Annotated in this window: 13 protein-coding genes; 10 read left to right on the plus strand and 3 right to left on the minus strand. The window is 71.9% G+C overall.

The annotated features are described in order from the left end of the window. Together ACTWQE_RS26145 and ACTWQE_RS26150 are read right to left on the minus strand one after the other, a co-directional pair. On the minus strand, window positions 1-715 hold a 715-nt coding region (locus ACTWQE_RS26145), incomplete at its 3' end, for a PucR family transcriptional regulator ligand-binding domain-containing protein (RefSeq protein ID WP_443331506.1). Window positions 716-889: 174 nt separating this feature from the next. After that, window positions 890-1927, minus strand: a complete 1038-nt coding sequence (locus ACTWQE_RS26150) for a LacI family DNA-binding transcriptional regulator (RefSeq protein WP_443331507.1) — start codon at window positions 1925-1927, stop codon at window positions 890-892. 147 nt (window positions 1928-2074) lie between these two features. On the opposite strand from ACTWQE_RS26150, the gene ACTWQE_RS26155 reads away from it, so the two are divergent. Further along, window positions 2075-3319: a glycoside hydrolase family 64 protein gene (locus tag ACTWQE_RS26155; protein ID WP_443331508.1), complete on the plus strand. Its 1245-nt coding sequence runs from the start codon at window positions 2075-2077 to the stop codon at window positions 3317-3319. A 204-nt stretch (window positions 3320-3523) separates the two neighbouring features. On the opposite strand, the gene ACTWQE_RS26160 is transcribed toward ACTWQE_RS26155, so the two are convergent. After that, window positions 3524-5326 (minus strand): glycoside hydrolase family 15 protein, encoded by a 1803-nt coding sequence (locus ACTWQE_RS26160; RefSeq protein WP_443331526.1) that lies wholly within the window; start codon window positions 5324-5326, stop codon window positions 3524-3526. A gap of 444 nt (window positions 5327-5770) precedes the next feature. Here ACTWQE_RS26160 and ACTWQE_RS26165 point away from each other — a divergent pair, with 444 nt between their 5' ends. From ACTWQE_RS26165 to ACTWQE_RS26205, 9 genes are all read left to right on the plus strand, one after another. Continuing rightward, the gene (locus tag ACTWQE_RS26165) at window positions 5771-7423 is read left to right on the plus strand and encodes a CTP synthase (RefSeq protein ID WP_443331509.1); all 1653 of its coding nucleotides are present in this window, start codon (window positions 5771-5773) and stop codon (window positions 7421-7423) included. A 78-nt stretch (window positions 7424-7501) separates the two neighbouring features. After that, complete coding sequence (locus ACTWQE_RS26170) at window positions 7502-8143, plus strand: NUDIX domain-containing protein (protein WP_443331510.1); 642 nt, start codon at window positions 7502-7504, stop codon at window positions 8141-8143. Between the two features lie 234 nt (window positions 8144-8377). Continuing rightward, a complete protein-coding gene (locus ACTWQE_RS26175; protein ID WP_443331511.1) occupies window positions 8378-10573 on the plus strand; it encodes a tetratricopeptide repeat protein in 2196 nt (731 codons plus the stop codon). A 135-nt stretch (window positions 10574-10708) separates the two neighbouring features. Further along, window positions 10709-11824 carry an alanine dehydrogenase gene (gene ald, locus ACTWQE_RS26180; protein ID WP_443331527.1) on the plus strand — a complete coding sequence of 372 codons (1116 nt, stop codon included), beginning with the start codon at window positions 10709-10711 and terminating at the stop codon, window positions 11822-11824. Between the two features lie 429 nt (window positions 11825-12253). Next, window positions 12254-13372 carry a ParA family protein gene (locus ACTWQE_RS26185; RefSeq protein ID WP_443331512.1) on the plus strand — a complete coding sequence of 373 codons (1119 nt, stop codon included), beginning with the start codon at window positions 12254-12256 and terminating at the stop codon, window positions 13370-13372. Further along, window positions 13357-14055: a hypothetical protein gene (locus tag ACTWQE_RS26190; RefSeq protein WP_443331513.1), complete on the plus strand. Its 699-nt coding sequence runs from the start codon at window positions 13357-13359 to the stop codon at window positions 14053-14055. Before ACTWQE_RS26185 ends, ACTWQE_RS26190 begins: the two co-directional genes overlap by 16 nt. 486 nt (window positions 14056-14541) lie before the next feature. Then, window positions 14542-15849: a segregation/condensation protein A gene (locus tag ACTWQE_RS26195; protein ID WP_443331528.1), complete on the plus strand. Its 1308-nt coding sequence runs from the start codon at window positions 14542-14544 to the stop codon at window positions 15847-15849. Window positions 15850-15959: 110 nt separating this feature from the next. Continuing rightward, window positions 15960-16532, plus strand: coding sequence for an SMC-Scp complex subunit ScpB (gene scpB / locus ACTWQE_RS26200; protein WP_443331529.1), 573 nt, complete (start codon window positions 15960-15962; stop codon window positions 16530-16532). After that, entirely contained in the window at window positions 16532-17563 is a 1032-nt protein-coding gene (locus tag ACTWQE_RS26205; protein WP_443331514.1) for a pseudouridine synthase, read from the plus strand. The genes scpB and ACTWQE_RS26205 overlap by 1 nt, the downstream gene beginning before the upstream one ends. The last annotated feature ends 139 nt before the right edge of the window (window positions 17564-17702 follow it).

Consider the following 17702-nt stretch of genomic DNA (forward strand, 5'->3'; position numbering starts at 1 on the left):
CCGGGAGGATCACCAGCCGGGCGCGGACCGAACCCGGGCCCGCGCCGCCGCCGGGAATGTCCACCGTCACCCCGCCCGCGGGCGGTTCGGACGTCCGCTTCTTCCGCAGCCCGTCCCACACCTCCACAGGATCGGTGGCGGCGCTCTTCCCCGCCGCGTAGAGCAGTTGCCCGTCGGGGGTCTCCAGGAAGACGGGATTGCCGGTGAAGTCGGCGAGCAGCCGCAGCACCTCGGGCGCCCCGCCGCCGCGCAGCAGCAGTGCGGTGCAGCGCCGGTGCACCTCTTCGGCGCTGCGCAGCATGGCGTAGTGACCGTTGACGATCTCGGTGTGGATCTCCTCGGTGACGGTCACAAAGGGCACTTGACGGTGGAGTTGGACCAGTGGCAGGCCGCAGGAGCGTGCCGTCTCCAGCAGGGCGGCGGGCAGTTCGGTGAAACGACCGCCCAGTTCGACGACGAGCGCGGCGATGCCCCGCTCGGCGAGGGTGCGGACGAACGCGCGCTGCTCGGCCGGGCGCGCGCCGAGCCCGAGGCCGGTGGTGAGCAGCAGCTCTCCGCCCTTCAGGAGGGAGGCGATGTCGGGCACCTCGCCCGCGTGCACCCAGCGGACCGGCCGGTCCAGCCGGTCCTCCGAGGCGACGACCTCGGGCAGCCCACGGCGGAGGGCGGGCAGCTCGAGGGCCCGCCGTACGGTGATCCCGGCCTGCGCTTCCATGACCACGGACGCTACCCCGGGGCCTGTGTGACGTGCACTTCCCCCGGGGGCACGGCCACTTTCCGGGGGCACGGTCACTTCCCCGGGGGTGCGGCCACTTTCCGGGGGGTGCGGCCACTTTCCGGGGGTACGGCCACTTCCGCGGGGTACGGCCGCCGTGGTTCCCGCTGTGGTTCAGCCGGAGGCGCGGACGACGAGCCGGGCGGCCGTGATCACGGGAGCGAGCGGAGCGCCGGACGGATCCGGCGGCGTGGCGCCGAGGCGGCGCAGCAGCAGTGAGGCCATCATGCGGCCCATCTCCTCGACGTCCTGGTGGACGGTGGTCAGCGGTGGTTCCGCCCAGGCGGCCGGCTCCAGATCGTCGTAGCCGACGACGGCGACGTCCTCCGGTACGCGCCGCCCGCGGGCCCGCAGGGCGCGCAGCGCGCCCGAGGCCATCAGGTCGGAGCCCGCGAAGACCGCGTCCAGCCCGGGGGAGCGATCGAGAAGTCCGGCCATGGCGCGCTCGCCGCCTTCGGCCGTGAAGTCGCCGGCGGCCACCAGCGCCGGGTCGGGGTCGCCGCCGCCGAGCGCGTCGCGGTAGCCGTGGAGCCGGTCGAGGGCGGAGGTCTGGTCGAGCGGGCCGGTGATGACGGCGATGCGCCGACGCCCGCTCTCCAGCAGATGTTTCACGGCCTGCCGGGCGCCGCCGCGGTTGTCCGTGTCGACATACAGCAGCTGCGGGTCGCGATCGGCCCCGGGCCAGCCGGGGCGGCCTCCGAACACGGTCGGCAGGCCCGAGGCGGCGGCCATGGACGGCAGCGGGTCGTCGCGGTGCAGGGAGAACATCAGGGCGCCGTCGACCTGGCCGCCGGCCAGATGGCGCCCGATGCGCTCGTAGTCCTGGGGGCGCTCCACCAGCAGCAGAAGTAGGTGGGTGTCGCGGGCCGACAGCTCACGGCTGATGCCCCGCAGGTGCTGGGCGAAGAAGGGGTCGGAGAAGACCCGGCGCTTCGGCTCGGCGATGACGACGGCGACGGTGCCCGTACGCCGGGTGACCAGGCTGCGCGCCGCGCTGTTCGGTATGTAGCCCAGGTCGCTCACGGCTCGCTGGACTCGTTCCCGTACCGATGCGCGGACGCCCGCGCTGCCGTTGACCACGCGTGACACGGTGGCGCGGGACACTCCGGCGTGTGCGGCGACGGCTTCCAGCGTGGGACGGGCATCGGGCACGGCCAACTCCTTTTCCTGCACGGAGTCTTGACGCTACCGCCTGCGGCTGGGCAGTGTGCCGGGCCATGGCGTGAGAGCGCTCCCATGCGATCACCTCATCCCGTACGGCATCTCCTCCATACCCCCACCTCGACGAGGAGTAGTGACATGAGCACCAGGAAATCGACACGATCGCCCGGCCAGGGCCAGGGCGTAGGCCGCCGCGGCGTCCTCGGCCTTGCGGCGGGAGCCGCCGTGAGCCTCGGAACGGGCCTGGCCTTCGGCCCCGCACGAGCGACGGAAGGCTCCGCACCGACGGCGAAATCCTCCGCACGCGGCTCGGCACGGGCCGCCGACGGCCTGCCGCTCACCGTCGTCAACGAGACCGGCCGGTACGGCAATTCCTCGATATGGGTCTATGTCGTCGGTACCGAGGGCGGCCGTCAGGTACGTGTCACCCCCGACGGTCGTCTCGCCCCCGTCGCCCTCTCGGACAACGGTCCCGACGGCTGGACCGACTACGCCATTCCGCTCTCCGTGAGCGGGCCCACCACGATCACGCTGCCCCGGATGTCCGGCCGCGTGTACGTCACCCTGGGTGAGCGGCTCAAGCTGAAGGCGGTGGCCGACGGCAACGGGAACGCCGCGCTCCAGTACCCGGCCGGCTGGGTCTCCTCGGACCCCAACTACCGCGTGCTGCACGACTGCGCGGAGTTCACCTTCAACTCCTCCGGGATGTTCTGCAACACCACCATGGTGGACATGTTCAGCGTTCCGCTGGAGATCCGCCTCACCGGGGCGAAGGACCAGCGGACCGGAACCCTGCGCGACGGCGCCCGCGCCGAGGTCTTCTCCGCACTCGCCGCAGTGGACGCGTACGCCCCGCTCGTCCTCGGCGGTGATCTGCGCGTCATCGCCCCCGGGCACGGCCTGGACGCCGGGCTGTTCCCCGAGGACTACCTCGCCCGGGCCATCGACGAGGTGTGGAGCCACTACGCCTCCACGGACCTGCGCATCACCACGGACGCGGGCACCTTCACCGGCCGGACCAGCGGCGGCCGGCTCTCCTTCACCGGCCCGGCCGCTGTCTCCTTCAGCAAGCCCACCACCCGCGACGTCCTCTTCTGCGACGGAACCCTGGCCGCGCCCAACGACGGCGTGACCGGGCCCGTCGCAGCGGTGCTCGGCGCCGCGTTCAACCGCTCCACGCTCCGGGACCACCCAGCCCAGCCGACCACCGACCCCGCCGCCTTCTACCGGCCGTCGGTGACCAACCACTACGCCAAGGCCATGCACGCGGCCACCCGGGACGGCAAGGCCTACGGCTTCGCCTTCGACGACGTCGCCGGGTTCGCCTCGTACATCGAGGACAGCGCGCCCCGGGCGATGACCCTCACCCTCACCGGATTCTGATCCTCACGCCCGGGCCCCGGTGTTCCCACAGCAACCACCGGGCCGCGCGGCTGGGGCTTCGGGCCGCGGTGTTCTCAGAGCAATCACCGGGCCGTGGGGCTGGGGTTTCGGGTCCGGGTGTTCCCACGGCAATCACCGGGCCGTGGGGCTGGGGCTTCGGGCCCGGTGTTCCCACAGCAATCACCGGGCCGCGCGGCTGAGGCTTCAGCCGCCGTACGCACCCGAGGCCGTGAGCCGCAGTGCCGTGTCGATCAGCGGCACATGGCTGAACGCCTGCGGGAAGTTGCCGACCTGCCGCTGCAGAGTCGGGTCCCACTCCTCCGCGAGCAGCCCCAGATCGTTCCGCAGCGACAGCAGCTTCTCGAACAGCTTCCGCGCCTCGTCCACGCGACCGATCATCGCCAGATCGTCCGCCAGCCAGAACGAGCAGGCCAAGAAAGCGCCTTCGTCCCCCTCCAGCCCGTCCACGCCCTTCTCCTGGCCCTGGGTCGGGTAGCGCATCACGAACCCGTCCTCGGTGCCCAGCTCCCGCTGGATCGCCTCGATCGTGCCGATGACCCGCTTGTCGTCCGGCGGCAGAAAGCCCATCTGCGGAATCAGCAGCAGGGAGGCGTCCAGCTCCTTCGACCCGTAGTACTGGGTGAAGGTATTGCGCTCCTTGTCATAGCCCTTCTCGCAGACGGTGCGGTGGATCTCGTCGCGCAGGTCGCGCCACCGCTCCAGCGGCCCGTCCACATCGCCCGACTCGATCAGCTTCACCGTCCTGTCCACCGCCACCCAGGCCATGACCTTGGAGTGGACGAAGTGTCGGCGCGGCCCGCGGACCTCCCAGATGCCCTCGTCCGGCTCGTTCCAGTGGCCCTCGAGGTAGTTGATCAGCTTCAGCTGCAGCAGGCTCGCGTAGTCGTTGCGCGCCAGACCCGTCATATGCGCGAGGTGCAGTGCCTCGGTGACCTCGCCGTAGACGTCCAGCTGCAGCTGCCCCGCCGCGCCGTTGCCGATCCGGACCGGCCTCGAGCCCTCGTAGCCCGGCAGCCAGGTCAGCTCGGTCTCGCCCAGTTCCCGTTCGCCCGCGATCCCGTACATGATCTGCAGGTTCTCCGGGTCCCCCGCGACCGCGCGGAGCAGCCACTCGCGCCAGGCGCGCGCCTCCTCGCGGTAGCCGGTGCGCAGCAGGGACGACAGGGTGATCGCCGCGTCCCGCAGCCAGGTGAAGCGGTAGTCCCAGTTCCGGCAGCCGCCGATGTCCTCCGGCAGCGATGTCGTGGGCGCGGCCACGATGCCGCCGGTCGGCCCGTACGTCAGCGCCTTCAGCGTGATCAGCGAACGCACCACCGCGTCCCGGTACGGGCCGTGGTAGGTGCACTGCTCCACCCACTCCCGCCAGAACTCCTCGGTCGCCTCCAGCGACGCCTCGGGCTCCGGCAGCGGCGGCGGCTCCTTGTGGGAGGGCTGCCAGCTGATGGTGAACGCCATCCGCTCACCCGGCGAGATCGTGAAGTCGGAGTACGTGGTGAGCTCCTCGCCGTGCGACTCCGCGGCCGTGTCGTACCAGACCGAGTCCGGCCCGGCCACGCCGACCGTACGGCCGTCCACCCGGTGCACCCAGGGCACGACCCAGCCGTAGGAGAACCGCATCCGCAGCGCCGACTGCATCGGAACGCGACCGCTGACGCCCTCGACGATCCGGATCAGCTGCGGAGCGCCCTCACGGGGCGGCATGAAGTCGATCACCCGTACCGTGCCGCGCGGTGTGTCCCACTCCGATTCGAGCACCAGCGAATCACCGCGATAGCGACGGCGGTCCGCGGCCGGCGGCTCGGCGCCGTCCGGATACGCGGGGCCCAGCCGCCAGAACCCGTGCTCATCCGTGCCGAGCAGCCCGGCGAAGATGGAATGGGAGTCGAACCGGGGGAGGCACAGCCAATCGGCCGTGCCGTCCCGGCAGACGAGGGCGGCGGTCTGCATATCGCCGATGAGTGCGTAATCCTCGATGCGCCCGGCCACGTGCATCTCCAGTCGAACGGCCTCGTCGCCCATCAGGGCGTCTTGCGGTCAAGGGAACATTGACGAGCTCTGTTCCGGGAGGCGGGCGGGGTTGTGCCGTGCCGGCTGCTCGCTGATGTGTCCGAGCAGGATACGACGCACGACAGCGATCTGTGCGACGGTCTCAGCAAGGCGTCTGCGCCGTACGGGTGAGCCGCCGTCTGCGCCGTACGGGTGAGCCTGCCGACAGCCCTGGTCGGGGCGGGTCCGTCCGTCGCCGGAAGCGGCTCCGTCCGGTCGCTGATACCCTGGTAGCCCGTGGACCGGTGGGCCCCATCCCGGGTGATGGCACCCCCGAACCGCAGCGACGGCACCCCCTCGGAAGCTCTTCGGTACAGGGTAGGGCCGGCCCGCATTTCACTACGCGACCACGGGAGCCCCCTCTTGGCACTGCCGCCCAAATCCATGACGACCAAGCACCTCTTCGTCACCGGGGGTGTCGCCTCCTCGCTCGGCAAGGGGCTCACGGCCTCCAGCCTGGGTGCGCTGCTGAAGGCGCGGGGCCTGCGGGTCACGATGCAGAAGCTCGACCCGTACCTCAATGTCGATCCTGGCACGATGAACCCGTTCCAGCACGGTGAGGTCTTCGTCACCAACGACGGCGCCGAGACGGACCTGGACATCGGCCATTACGAGCGCTTCCTCGACGTCGACCTCGACGGCTCGGCGAACGTCACCACCGGCCAGGTCTACTCCTCGGTCATCGCCAAGGAGCGGCGCGGTGAGTACCTGGGCGACACCGTGCAGGTCATCCCGCACATCACCAACGAGATCAAGCACCGGATCCGCCGTCTGGCCACCGAGGACGTGGACGTCGTCATCACCGAGGTCGGCGGCACCGTCGGCGACATCGAGTCGCTGCCGTTCCTCGAGGCCGTCCGCCAGGTCCGCCACGAGGTCGGCCGGGACAACGTCTTCTTCGTCCATGTCTCCCTGCTCCCCTACATCGGCCCGTCGGGCGAGCTGAAGACCAAGCCGACGCAGCACTCGGTCGCGGCGCTGCGCAACATCGGTATCCAGCCGGACGCGATCGTGCTGCGCGCCGACCGTGAGGTCCCCCAGTCGATCAAGCGCAAGATCTCCCTGATGTGCGATGTCGACGAGGCCGCCGTGGTCGCCGCCATCGACGCCAAGTCGATCTACGACATCCCGAAGGTCCTGCACGCCGAGGGCCTGGACGCGTATGTGGTCCGCCGGATCGACCTGCCCTTCCGGGACGTCGACTGGACCCAGTGGGACGACCTGCTCAAGCGTGTCCACCAGCCCGAGCACGAGGTCACCGTCGCCCTGGTCGGCAAGTACATCGACCTTCCCGACGCCTATCTCTCGGTCACCGAGGCGCTGCGCGCGGGCGGCTTCGCCAACAACGCCCGGGCGAAGATCAAGTGGGTCACCTCGGACGACTGCCGGACCCCCGCGGGCGCCCAGCAGCAGCTCGGCGATGTGGACGCGATCTGTATCCCCGGTGGCTTCGGCGAGCGCGGTGTCGACGGCAAGGTGTCGGCCATCACCTACGCCCGCGAGAACAAGATCCCGCTGCTGGGCCTCTGCCTCGGCCTGCAGTGCGTCGTCATCGAGGCCGCGCGGAACATCGCGGGCATCGAGGACGCCAACTCCACCGAGTTCGACCCGGCCACCGGCCACCCGGTGATCTCGACCATGGCCGAGCAGCTCGACATCGTCGCCGGCGAGGGCGACCTGGGCGGCACCATGCGGCTCGGCATGTACCCGGCCAAGCTGGCCGAGGGCTCGATCATCCGCGAGGTGTACGGCGACCAGCCCTACGTCGAGGAGCGCCACCGCCACCGCTACGAGGTCAACAACTCCTACCGCGCCGAGCTGGAGAAGACCGGACTGCTCTTCTCCGGCACCTCCCCGGACAACAAGCTGGTGGAGTACGTCGAGTACCCGCGCGAGACGCACCCGTACCTCGTCGCCACCCAGGCGCACCCGGAGCTGCGCTCCCGCCCGACCCGTCCCCACCCGCTCTTCGCCGGGCTGGTGAAGGCGGCCGTCGCACGCCGGCGGGAGGCGCGCCCGCAGAGCGCCCAGGCCTGACCGATACGGTGGCCGGGGTACGGGCAGCCGCGCCGCCCGTACCCCGGCACCATCGTTTCTGCGGAGGTCGATCCACCCATGGGCGAGCACAGCGAGCGCCTGCACGACACCCCCGAGGAGTGGCAGGTCGTCGCGACCGCCACCCCGTTCACCGGCAACAAGACCAGTGTCCGCACGGACCGCGTCGTCATGCCGGACGGCAGCACGGTCACCCGTGACTACCAGGTCCACCCCGGCTCCGTGGCCGTTCTCGCGCTCGACGACGAGGACCGCGTCATCGTGCTGCGCCAGTACCGCCACCCCGTCCGGCACAGGCTCTGGGAGATCCCGGCGGGCCTGCTCGACGTGCCCGGCGAGAACCCGCTGCACGCGGCCCAGCGCGAGCTGTACGAGGAGGCCCACGTCAAGGCGGAGGACTGGCGCGTCCTCGCGGACGTCTTCACCACGTCCGGCGGCTGCGACGAGGCCGTACGGATCTTCCTCGCGCGGGATCTCTCCGAGGCCGAGGGCGAGCGCTTCGAGGTCTCCGAAGAGGAGGCCGACATGGAGCTCGCCCGGCGGCCGCTCCAGGACCTGGTGCGCGGCGTGCTGGCGGGTGATCTGCACAACAACTGCCTCGTGGTCGGCGTTCTCTCCCTCACCGCCGCGCTCGCGGGCGACGGCATCGACTCCCTGCGCCCGGCGGACGCCCCTTGGCCGGCCCGCCCGTTCGAGGCTTAGGACCTGTCCGGCGGACAGGAGCCAGGGCTGCCGCGGAATGCCTCATGGAGCTCCGAGGGCGCCGGGTCAGGCAGCTCGAACGGAGCCGTATCGCTCGGATGATCCGATGCGGTGATTTTCGGTGAGGATCTCCGCCGCGCGCCGCACGAGCCGTCGTACGGCGTGAACTACGCTCGTGGGGTTCCCGCCCGCAGCCGCGGCGGGCTCGTGCGCAGGCGGACGGGAGCGTGGCCCGTGACGGATCAGGCGGTGGATTCCGGCGGGCGGGCGAGGGGGATGCGGCCCGGCGCCCGGGCCACCCCACGTGCCACCACCGGTTTCCTCGGTCGCACCCGTGAGCTGAAGTCGCTGCGCGAGGACATCGCGCGTGCCGGGCTCGACACCCTCTCCGGCCGCAAGGCCGCCCGCGCCCGGGTGCTGCTCATCGCGGGCCGGCCCGGCTCGGGACGGACCGCGCTGGCCGAGGAGTTCGCCCGGCAGGTGGCGCCCGACTACCCCGACGGCGTTCTGCGCGCCGGGCTCACGGCGCCCGGCGGAGAGCCCGTACCCACCCGGCGCACCGCACGGGACCTTCTCGACGCGCTCGGGGTGGCCGCTGTTCCCGGCGCGGACGAGGACGAGCTGACCGAGGCGCTGCGGGACACCCTCGCCGACCGCCGGGTCCTGCTGCTCCTCGACGACGTCACGGCCCCGGAGCAGGTGCACCCGCTGATCCCGGACGCCCCCGACTGCCTGGTCGTGGCCGTTTCCGAGGGTCCGCTGACCGGGGTCCAGGACGTCCGGCCGTGCACCCTGGGCGGGCTGGACACATGCGCGGCCGTCGACCTCCTCGCCCGGTACACCGGCCGGGTCCGTATCACCGTCGACCCCCGCTCCGCGGACGCCCTGGTCGAGCAGTGCGCGGGGCAGCCCGCCGCCCTGGTGCTGGCCGGCGGCTGGCTCGCGGCCCGCCCCCGTGCGTCCGTCGCCGACGCCGCGCAGCGGCTGCGTGAGCTGCCCACGGCGGCGGTGGTGCCGGAGGCCGCCGGCAGCCGGCCGCTGGCCCGAGCCTTCCGGCTGGTGTACGAGTCCCTGCCACAGCCCACCGCCCGGGTGCTGCGGCTGCTGGCGCTCGCGCCGGCGGGCTTCCTCGACGCACACACCGCCTCCGCGCTGGCCGGTTGTTCGGTGGCCGCCGCGCAGTCCGTCCTCGACGGCTTCGCCGCCCATGGGCTGCTGCGGCCCGCCGACGAGCCCGGCCGGCGGACCGTACGGCGCGAGGGTGCCGGAGGCCACGCGCCCGGCCGGGGGGCGGAGGAGGCGCCGAGGAACGGCACCGGGCGACGTCAGCCGGAGGCCGGCGAGCCGTACAACAGATCGCTGCCGCCGCGGTACCGGCTGCCGGGCTGTCTCGCGCCGTTCCTGCGGAGCGTGCTGCGGGCGGAGGAGAAACCCGCCGAGATCCAGCTGGCCCGGGCCCGGATGCTGGAGCGGACCGTACGGCAGCTGCAGTCCTGCCGGGCGACCGCCGAGCCCGTCGACTCGCCCGCCCGCAGACGGCTGGCCGGGCTGCCGCGGGCGTTGCGCTTTCCGTCGCCCGGGGCAGCCGGGGCCTGGCTCGACTCCCGTCTCCCGGCGCTGTCGGCCGCCGCGGCGCTGGCCGTGGAGGACGGTGAACTCGACACCCAGGCGCGGAGGTTGGTCTCCGCGCTCTCCCGGGCGCTGATGGCCCACCGGGGCGAGGACGGCGCGGCGCCGGAGCTGTATCCGCTGCACCAGCTCGTACTGGAGGTCGCCGAACGGCGGGGCCTCGGGCTGGAGAGGGCGGCGGCGCTGCTCAACCTGGCCGACCTGGACGTGGCCGCGGACCGGACCGGGGGAGCGCTGAGCCGCTACCGCGGAGCGCTGGAGGCGGCGCGGGCGGTCGGCGACCCGTTGCTCACCCTCCGCGCGCTGGAGTCCCTCGGCGGCACCTACGAGGCGCTGGGCGACTGGCAGCGCTCGGCCGACTGGTACGGGCGGGCGCTCTCCCTGCGGCTCTCCCGCGGGGAGCTGGCCGAGGAGGCGCGGCTCTACGGGCGGCTGGGCGCGGTGCACAGCTACGCCGGGCGCTGGGGCGAGGCGCTGCGGCACTGGCGGGCCGCCGCTGCCGCCCACCGCAGGCTCCGCGACCCCCGGGGCCATGCGCGCGCGCTCGGCGAGATGGCCCGGGTCCAGGAGTACGCGGGCCGGCCCGAGCAGTCGCTGCGCACCTGCGAGGAGGCGCTGGCCTGGGCGCGGCGGGCCGGGGACGACCGGCTCCTCGCGGCGGTCCAGCTGCGGATGGCGGACACGCTCGACCGGCTCGGTGACCCCGCCGCCGCCCGGCTGCAACGCGGCGCAGCCGAACGCTTGCTCCGTGAGACAGCGGGTCCAACCTACGAAATCAGTGGCGCGTCACCGAGAGATTGATGCTTTGAAAGGCTAGACAGCGAGTAATCCTTCAATAGACTGGTCGAGCCGCGACGTGAGCGGTGTCTTCCCGTATGCAGTCGCATGCTGGATTTGTCCGCATACCTGTCTCCTCTTTCAAGGACCGTGATCGACGTGAAGGTCGGCATCCCCCGCGAGGTCAAGAACAACGAGTTCCGCGTGGCCATCACCCCGGCCGGCGTGCTCGAGCTCGTCCGCAACGGCCATGAGGTCTTTGTGGAGCAGGGCGCCGGCCTGGGCTCCTCCATCCCGGACGAGGAGTACGTCGCCGCCGGCGCAGGCATCCTTCCCACCCCCGACGAGGTCTGGGCCACGGCCGACCTGCTGCTGAAGGTCAAGGAGCCGATCGCCGAGGAGTACCACCGCCTCCGCAAGGACCAGACGCTCTTCACCTACCTGCACCTCGCCGCATCCCGGGAGTGCACCGACGCGCTGCTCGAGGCCGGCACCACCGCCATCGCATACGAGACGGTGGAGACCGCGAACCGCACGCTTCCGCTGCTCGCCCCGATGTCCGAGGTCGCGGGCCGGATCGCGCCGCAGGTCGGCGCCTACCACCTGATGCGCTCGGCCGGCGGCCGCGGCGTGCTGCCGGGCGGTGTCCCGGGTGTGGCCCCTGGCCGCGCCGTCGTCATCGGCGGTGGTGTCTCCGGCTGGAACGCCGCGCAGATCGCCATCGGCATGGGCTTCCATGTCACGCTGCTCGACAAGGACATCAACAAGCTGCGCGAGGCCGACAGGATCTTCGGTACGAAGATCCAGACGATCGTCTCCAACGCCTACGAGCTGGAGCGCGCCGTCCTCGACGCCGATCTCGTCATCGGTGCGGTGCTCATCCCGGGCGCCAAGGCGCCGAAGCTGGTCACCAATGAGCTCGTGTCGCTGATGAAGCCCGGAAGTGTGCTTGTCGACATTGCGATCGACCAGGGCGGCTGCTTCGAGGACTCACGTCCCACCACCCACGCCGAGCCGACCTTCCAGGTCCACAACTCGGTCTTCTACTGCGTCGCCAACATGCCGGGCGCGGTGCCGAACACTTCCACGTACGCGCTGACCAACGCCACGCTGCCGTACATCGTGGAGCTGGCCAACCGCGGCTGGCGGGAGGCCCTGCGCGGCGACGCCGCGCTCGCCCAGGGGCTCAACACCCATGACGGCCAGGTCGTTTACGGTCCGGTCGCCGAGGCGCACAACCTGCCGGCCGTCGAGCTGAGCGCGCTGCTCGGCTGAGCCGCGGCCCGGGGCGGCGCCCAGGTGCCCCGCCCTCGGTGTCAACAGTCCGACGGCGTCAACACGCGTCGTCAACATCGCCAACACCGTATGTCGGACCGGGCCTTGCCGATCAGGGCCCGGCCGACGCGTTGGCCCTGCCCTGGCGGTGTGTCAACTCGCCTCGAACGTAACTCTTTAACCGATTCGCACAGCCACGAAACATCGGGGATACGGCCGTTATGCCCTTGACAGCAGGGTGTTCGGATGCCGACACATCGGACCGGGTCCAGTGGATTGTGTTGCTGTGAACCATAGACACGCCATAGAGTCGCCAACCGTCGGCATGGTGTCACGCTGACCTATCGATAAATTTTCCTGGTCACGTCCAAGGAGGTAAGACGACTTGTGAATGAGTCGACATTTACTCCCGGGGGTGGTCAACCAGGAATGGCTGCGCGTGGCCAGGGTCCCTCGGGGCTCGAGGCTGTCGGCTCCGTCGCTGTCCACACCTTCGCAGCCCGCCAGAGCACGACAGCCCACCAGAGCATGGACGGCCATCACGTGAACGCCATGGCCGGCGACCAGGGCGGTACCGATCCCGCCACCCGTTTCGCCGACTACGACGACCTGCCCGAGGGGCACTTCTACGACCCCGACGCGGAGTACGAGCCCGACCCCGAGTACGCGGCCACGCTCGCCCCGGACGCTGCCCGTCAGCGCCGTGAGCGCATCGGCCCGACCGGCCGGCCCCTGCCGTACTTCCCGATCCCGGGCCCGCTGACCGACCACGGCCCCGCGAAAATCATCGCGATGTGCAACCAGAAGGGCGGGGTGGGCAAGACCACCTCGACCATCAACCTGGGTGCCGCGCTGGCGGAGTACGGCCGACGGGTGCTGCTCGTCGACTTCGACCCGCAGGGCGCGCTGTCCGTGGGCCTCGGGGTCAACCCGATGGAGCTTGACCTGACGGTCTACAACCTGCTCATGGAGCGGGGAATGGCGGCCGACGAGGTCCTCCTCAAGACGGCTGTGCCCAATATGGACCTGCTGCCCAGCAATATCGATTTGTCCGCGGCGGAAGTGCAGTTGGTCAGCGAGGTGGCCCGGGAGTCCACCCTCCAGCGGGCGTTGAAGCCGCTCCTGGCGGACTACGACTACATCGTCATCGACTGCCAGCCCTCGCTGGGCCTGCTCACGGTCAACGCCCTCACCGCCGCGCACAAGGTGATCGTGCCGCTGGAGTGCGAGTTCTTCGCGCTGCGCGGTGTGGCACTCCTCACCGAGACGATCGAGAAGGTCCAGGAGCGGCTCAACCCGGAGCTGGAGCTCGACGGCATCCTCGCCACCATGTACGACTCCCGTACGGTGCACAGCCGCGAGGTCCTCGCCCGCGTGGTCGAGGCGTTCGACGATCACGTCTACCACACCGTGATCGGCCGGACGGTCCGCTTCCCGGAGACCACGGTCGCGGGTGAGCCGATCACCACGTACGCCTCCAACTCCGTCGGTGCCGCCGCTTATCGCCAGCTCGCCAGGGAGGTGCTCGCCCGGTGCCACGCCGAGTGAGTCTTCCGGGTGCCGACGAACTGTTCCGCACCACCGGGGGGATGGCTCTGCAGGCGTCGTCCCCGGGTTCTCCCCGGCAGCACGCCAACGGGGAGACACCCGGGGCGGCGCCCCGCGTTCCCGCCCCGGCGGGTGAGTCCGACCCGGTCGCGCAGGCGCCGTCCGGGGAGGAGGGTGACGAATCCGGTTCCGGGTCCTCCTCGGACGCCGCCGGGGACGCGGACGCCGCCGAACACTCCGGCCGCGAGCAGGACGAGGACAAGCCCGCAGAGCGGACGCCGGCGCAGGCCGCCCGGCCCACGACCCGCCCCGCGCAGGAAGGCCCGCGCACCGCCCGCCCGGCGACCGGTGCGAAGCCCTCCGCCCAGGCCGCGCCGGCCCCGTCGCCGTCCGCGGCCGCCCAGGCCGCCGCAGGTCAGGCCGCCGCCGGTCAGGCCCGGCGCCGCTCGCGTGCGGCGAACCGCCGGCCCAGCGGCCGGGAGCGCCACGACGAGAAGATCACCGTCTATGTCTCCGCCGAGGAGCTCATGGACCTCGAACACGCGCGGCTGGTGCTGCGCGGCGAGCACGGACTCGCCGTCGACCGGGGCCGTATCGTCCGCGAGGCGGTCGCGGTCGTCCTGGCCGACCTCGAGTCGCGCGGCGACGCGAGCATCCTGGTGCGCCGGCTGCGGGGGCGCTGACCCCGGGTTCGCGGGTCCCCCACGCGGTCGCCGGGGGGAGATAGCCTGCCGTTCCGCGGGCTGGGCCTGGTACCCGGCCCGGGACCGCGCCTGGCCTCCGGCCGGGACCTTCCAGCACCCTGGACCGCAATGCCGACGAACGACGACCCCGCGCCGCCGCCCCGTACGCCCCGCCGCACCCTGGGGCGGGGCCCGGGCGCCCGCCCGCTCGCCACGGACCCCGCTGCCACGCAGGGGACACGGGACCATGCGCCACGGGACACGGGGCAGCCACCGGGCGCCGGGGACGCCTCAGCCGCCGGAACGCCACCGGAGGCGCCGGACGCGTCGGCTCCGGCAGCAGCGACCATCCCCCCGGCCGGTGCCGGGGCAGCGCCGGCCGAACCTGCACCGGCCCGGCCCGAGGCCGCCGCGGACGAGGCTGATCCTGTCCCGGGAGGGGCAGAGCGGCAGGCGCCGTCGGAGACCGTCGCACCGGCACCGCGTATCACCCGCGGCCCGGACGAGGCTCCGACGGAGCCGACGGCGCCCTCCGGTACGAGCGGTGAGGCCGAGCGCCCGGAGCCCGCCGCCCCGGTGCCGGAGGCGCCTCAGAAGCAGGACGGGCCACGTCCGGGAGGCCCGGAGCGGGCCCGGCCACGGCCTGGCGCGGCCCCGGAGAAGGACGCACCGAGCCATGGCCGGCCGACGTCGGTCACCCACGGCGGCCCGGCCCCGGTCGGCCGCGAGGCTGCGGCGTCGAGCCCTCCCACGGACGGACCCGCCATCGTCCCCGTAGCGGACGGCACGGCCGACGGCGGGCGGGTGGCCATGGGCCCGGACGGCGCAGGGTCCGGCCTGGCCGGAGGGCTACCGGCCGCGGGCGGCGCCGCCCGTGCCGTCTCCGTCGCGGAGCGTGCGGCCGGCGGCGGTCCGGCGGCGGAGGCAGAGCAGCCGGAGGGAGAGGAGCCGGAGGGAGAGGAGGCCACCGGTCGGTTCACCGTACGGCTGGCGAACTTCGAGGGGCCCTTCGACCTTCTGCTGCAACTGATCTCCAAGCACAAGCTCGATGTCACCGAGGTCGCCCTCTCCAAGGTCACCGACGAGTTCATGGCGCACATCCGGGCCATGGGGCCGGACTGGGATCTCGATCAGACCACCGAGTTCCTCGTTGTCGCCGCCACGCTGCTCGATCTCAAGGCCGCGCGGCTGCTGCCCTCCGCGGAGGTGGAGGACGAGGCCGACCTCGCGCTGCTCGAGGCGCGCGACCTGCTGTTCGCGCGGCTGCTGCAGTACCGCGCGTACAAGCAGATCGCGGACATCTTCAGCGAGCGGCTCGCCACCGAGGCCCGCCGGTACCCGCGTACCGTCGGTCTGGAGCCGCACCACGCCGAGCTGCTCCCCGAGGTCGTCATCAGCATCGGCGCCGAGGGGTTCGCGAAGCTCGCGGTCAAGGCGATGCAGCCCAAGGCCGAACCGCAGGTGTACGTGGACCATATCCACGCACCCCTGGTCAGCGTCCGCGAGCAGGGCCAGGTGATGATCGCCCGGTTGCGCGAGCTGGGGGAGGCGAGCTTCCGGTCGCTCACCGAGGACGCCCCCGACACCCTCACCGTCGTCGCCCGCTTCCTGGCGCTGCTCGAGCTCTACCGGGAGCGTGCGGTGGTGCTCGACCAGGAGGAGGCGCTCGGCTCGCTGATGGTCCGCTGGACCGGCGGCGCGGGGGAGCAGCCCATGGTCACGGATGAGTTCGACCAGCCGCCGGGGGAGCGGCTGGTCGAAGAGCACACGGCATCGGAGAGGGAGAAGGCATGAGAGAGGACCTGGCTGCCGGGCCGCAGGGGCCCGAGGAGGCGGAGCCCGGGGCCGCGGCGCCCCCCGCCGTCGCCGGGCTCGACCTGAAACCCGCACTGGAGGCGGTCCTGATGGTCGTCGACGAGCCGGCCACCGAGGAGCACCTCGCCAAGGTCCTCCAGAGACCGCGCCGGGCCGTCGCCGACGCGCTGCGCGAGCTCTCCGACGCGTACACGACCCAGGGCCGCGGCTTCGACCTGCGGCTGGTCGCGGGGGGCTGGCGGTTCTACACCCGGACCGAGTACGCGGACGCCGTCGAGAGCTTCGTCCTGGACGGCCAGCAGGCCCGCCTCACCCAGGCCGCGTTGGAGACCCTGGCCGTGGTCGCGTACCGTCAACCGGTCAGCCGGTCCCGCGTATCGGCCGTACGCGGAGTCAACTGCGACGGCGTGATGCGCACCCTGCTCCAGCGAGGTCTGGTGGAGGAGGCGGGGACGGAACCCGAAACAGGTGCGATCCTGTACAGGACGACGAACTACTTCATGGAGCGGATGGGCCTGCGCGGTCTGGACGAGCTTCCGGAGCTCGCCCCGTTCCTCCCCGAGGTGGACGCCGTCGAGGCGGACTCCCTGGAGGGGGTTCCGTCGTTCGACCCGGACGCACCGGACGATGCAGACCGTACTCACTCGACAACGGAACCTTGATGCGAAGCAGCGACAGGAACAGCGGCAACCGTAACCCTCGAGGTGCGGGTGGCGGCAGGCGCGGCGAGAAGAAGCGCTCGGGCACCCCCCGGCCGGAGGAGCGCCGCTACGACGTCGGCAGCACCGGGCAGTCGGGTGCGAACAAGCCCGGCGGAGTCGGCCGGTCGAAGCCGAGCAGCAAGCCGACCGGCAACCGGGGCCGCAAACCGGCACCGGCCCGGCCGCGGGAGCTCGAGGCCCAGATCGAGGAGCGCAACCGGGCCCGCCACAGCAAGCCGCAGATCAAGCTCCCCAAGACCTTCGGGGAGCAGGAGGGCGAGCGGCTGCAGAAGGTCCTCGCCCGCGCGGGCATGGGGTCCCGGCGCGCCTGCGAGGAGCTGATCGAACAGCGCCGCGTCGAGGTCAACGGCGAGATCGTCACCGAACAGGGTGTCCGGGTCGACCCGGAGAAGGACGAGGTCAAGGTCGACGGGCTGACCGTGGCCACCCAGTCGTACCTGTTCTTCGCCCTCAACAAACCGGCCGGTGTCGTCTCCACGATGGAGGACCCGGACGGCCGCCAGTGCCTGGGCGACTACGTCACCAACCGTGAGACCCGGCTCTTCCACGTCGGCCGCCTCGACACCGAGACGGAGGGCATCATCCTGCTCACCAACCACGGCGAGCTGGCCCACCGTCTCACCCACCCCCGATACGGGGTGAAGAAGACCTATCTCGCCGCGATCCAGGGCCCCATCCCCCGCGACCTCGGCAAACAGCTGAAGAACGGCATCCAGCTCGACGACGGCTACGCCCGCGCCGACCACTTCAAGGTCGTCGAGAACACCGGCAAGAACTACCTCGTCGAGGTCACCCTCCACGAAGGCCGCAAACACATCGTGCGCCGGATGCTCTCCGAGGCGGGTTTCCCGGTCGACCGGCTCGTCCGCACCAGCTTCGGCCCGATCCCGCTCGGCGACCAGAAGTCCGGCTGGCTGCGCCGCCTCACCAACACCGAGGTCGGCATGCTGATGCGCGAGGTCGATCTGTAGGCCTCCGCGCGCTCCCGGCGAGCAGCCCGGCAGCGCCATGCCCCTGACCGGCGTGCGATTCCCCGAGGAACCGCACGCCGGCTCATGTGCCCCGGGGTGTCCGCGGGTTCTCGACGCCACGGAGCCGCTGTCGGCCGCC

This window comes from Streptomyces sp. 8N706, from assembly GCF_052245415.1.
Taxonomy (GTDB): Bacteria; Actinomycetota; Actinomycetes; order Streptomycetales; family Streptomycetaceae; genus Streptomyces.

What these genes read in the sequence shown, in the direction of transcription:
- ACTWQE_RS26155 (WP_443331508.1), top strand. Translation starts at nt 2,075, where the DNA reads ATGAGCACCAGGAAATCGACACGATCGCCCGGCCAGGGCCAGGGCGTA.
- ACTWQE_RS26165 (WP_443331509.1), top strand. Translation starts at nt 5,771, where the DNA reads ATGACGACCAAGCACCTCTTCGTCACCGGGGGTGTCGCCTCCTCGCTC.
- ACTWQE_RS26170 (WP_443331510.1), top strand. Translation starts at nt 7,502, where the DNA reads ATGGGCGAGCACAGCGAGCGCCTGCACGACACCCCCGAGGAGTGGCAG.
- ACTWQE_RS26185 (WP_443331512.1), top strand. Translation starts at nt 12,254, where the DNA reads ATGGCTGCGCGTGGCCAGGGTCCCTCGGGGCTCGAGGCTGTCGGCTCC.
- scpB (WP_443331529.1), top strand. Translation starts at nt 15,960, where the DNA reads ATGGTCGTCGACGAGCCGGCCACCGAGGAGCACCTCGCCAAGGTCCTC.
- ACTWQE_RS26205 (WP_443331514.1), top strand. Translation starts at nt 16,532, where the DNA reads ATGCGAAGCAGCGACAGGAACAGCGGCAACCGTAACCCTCGAGGTGCG.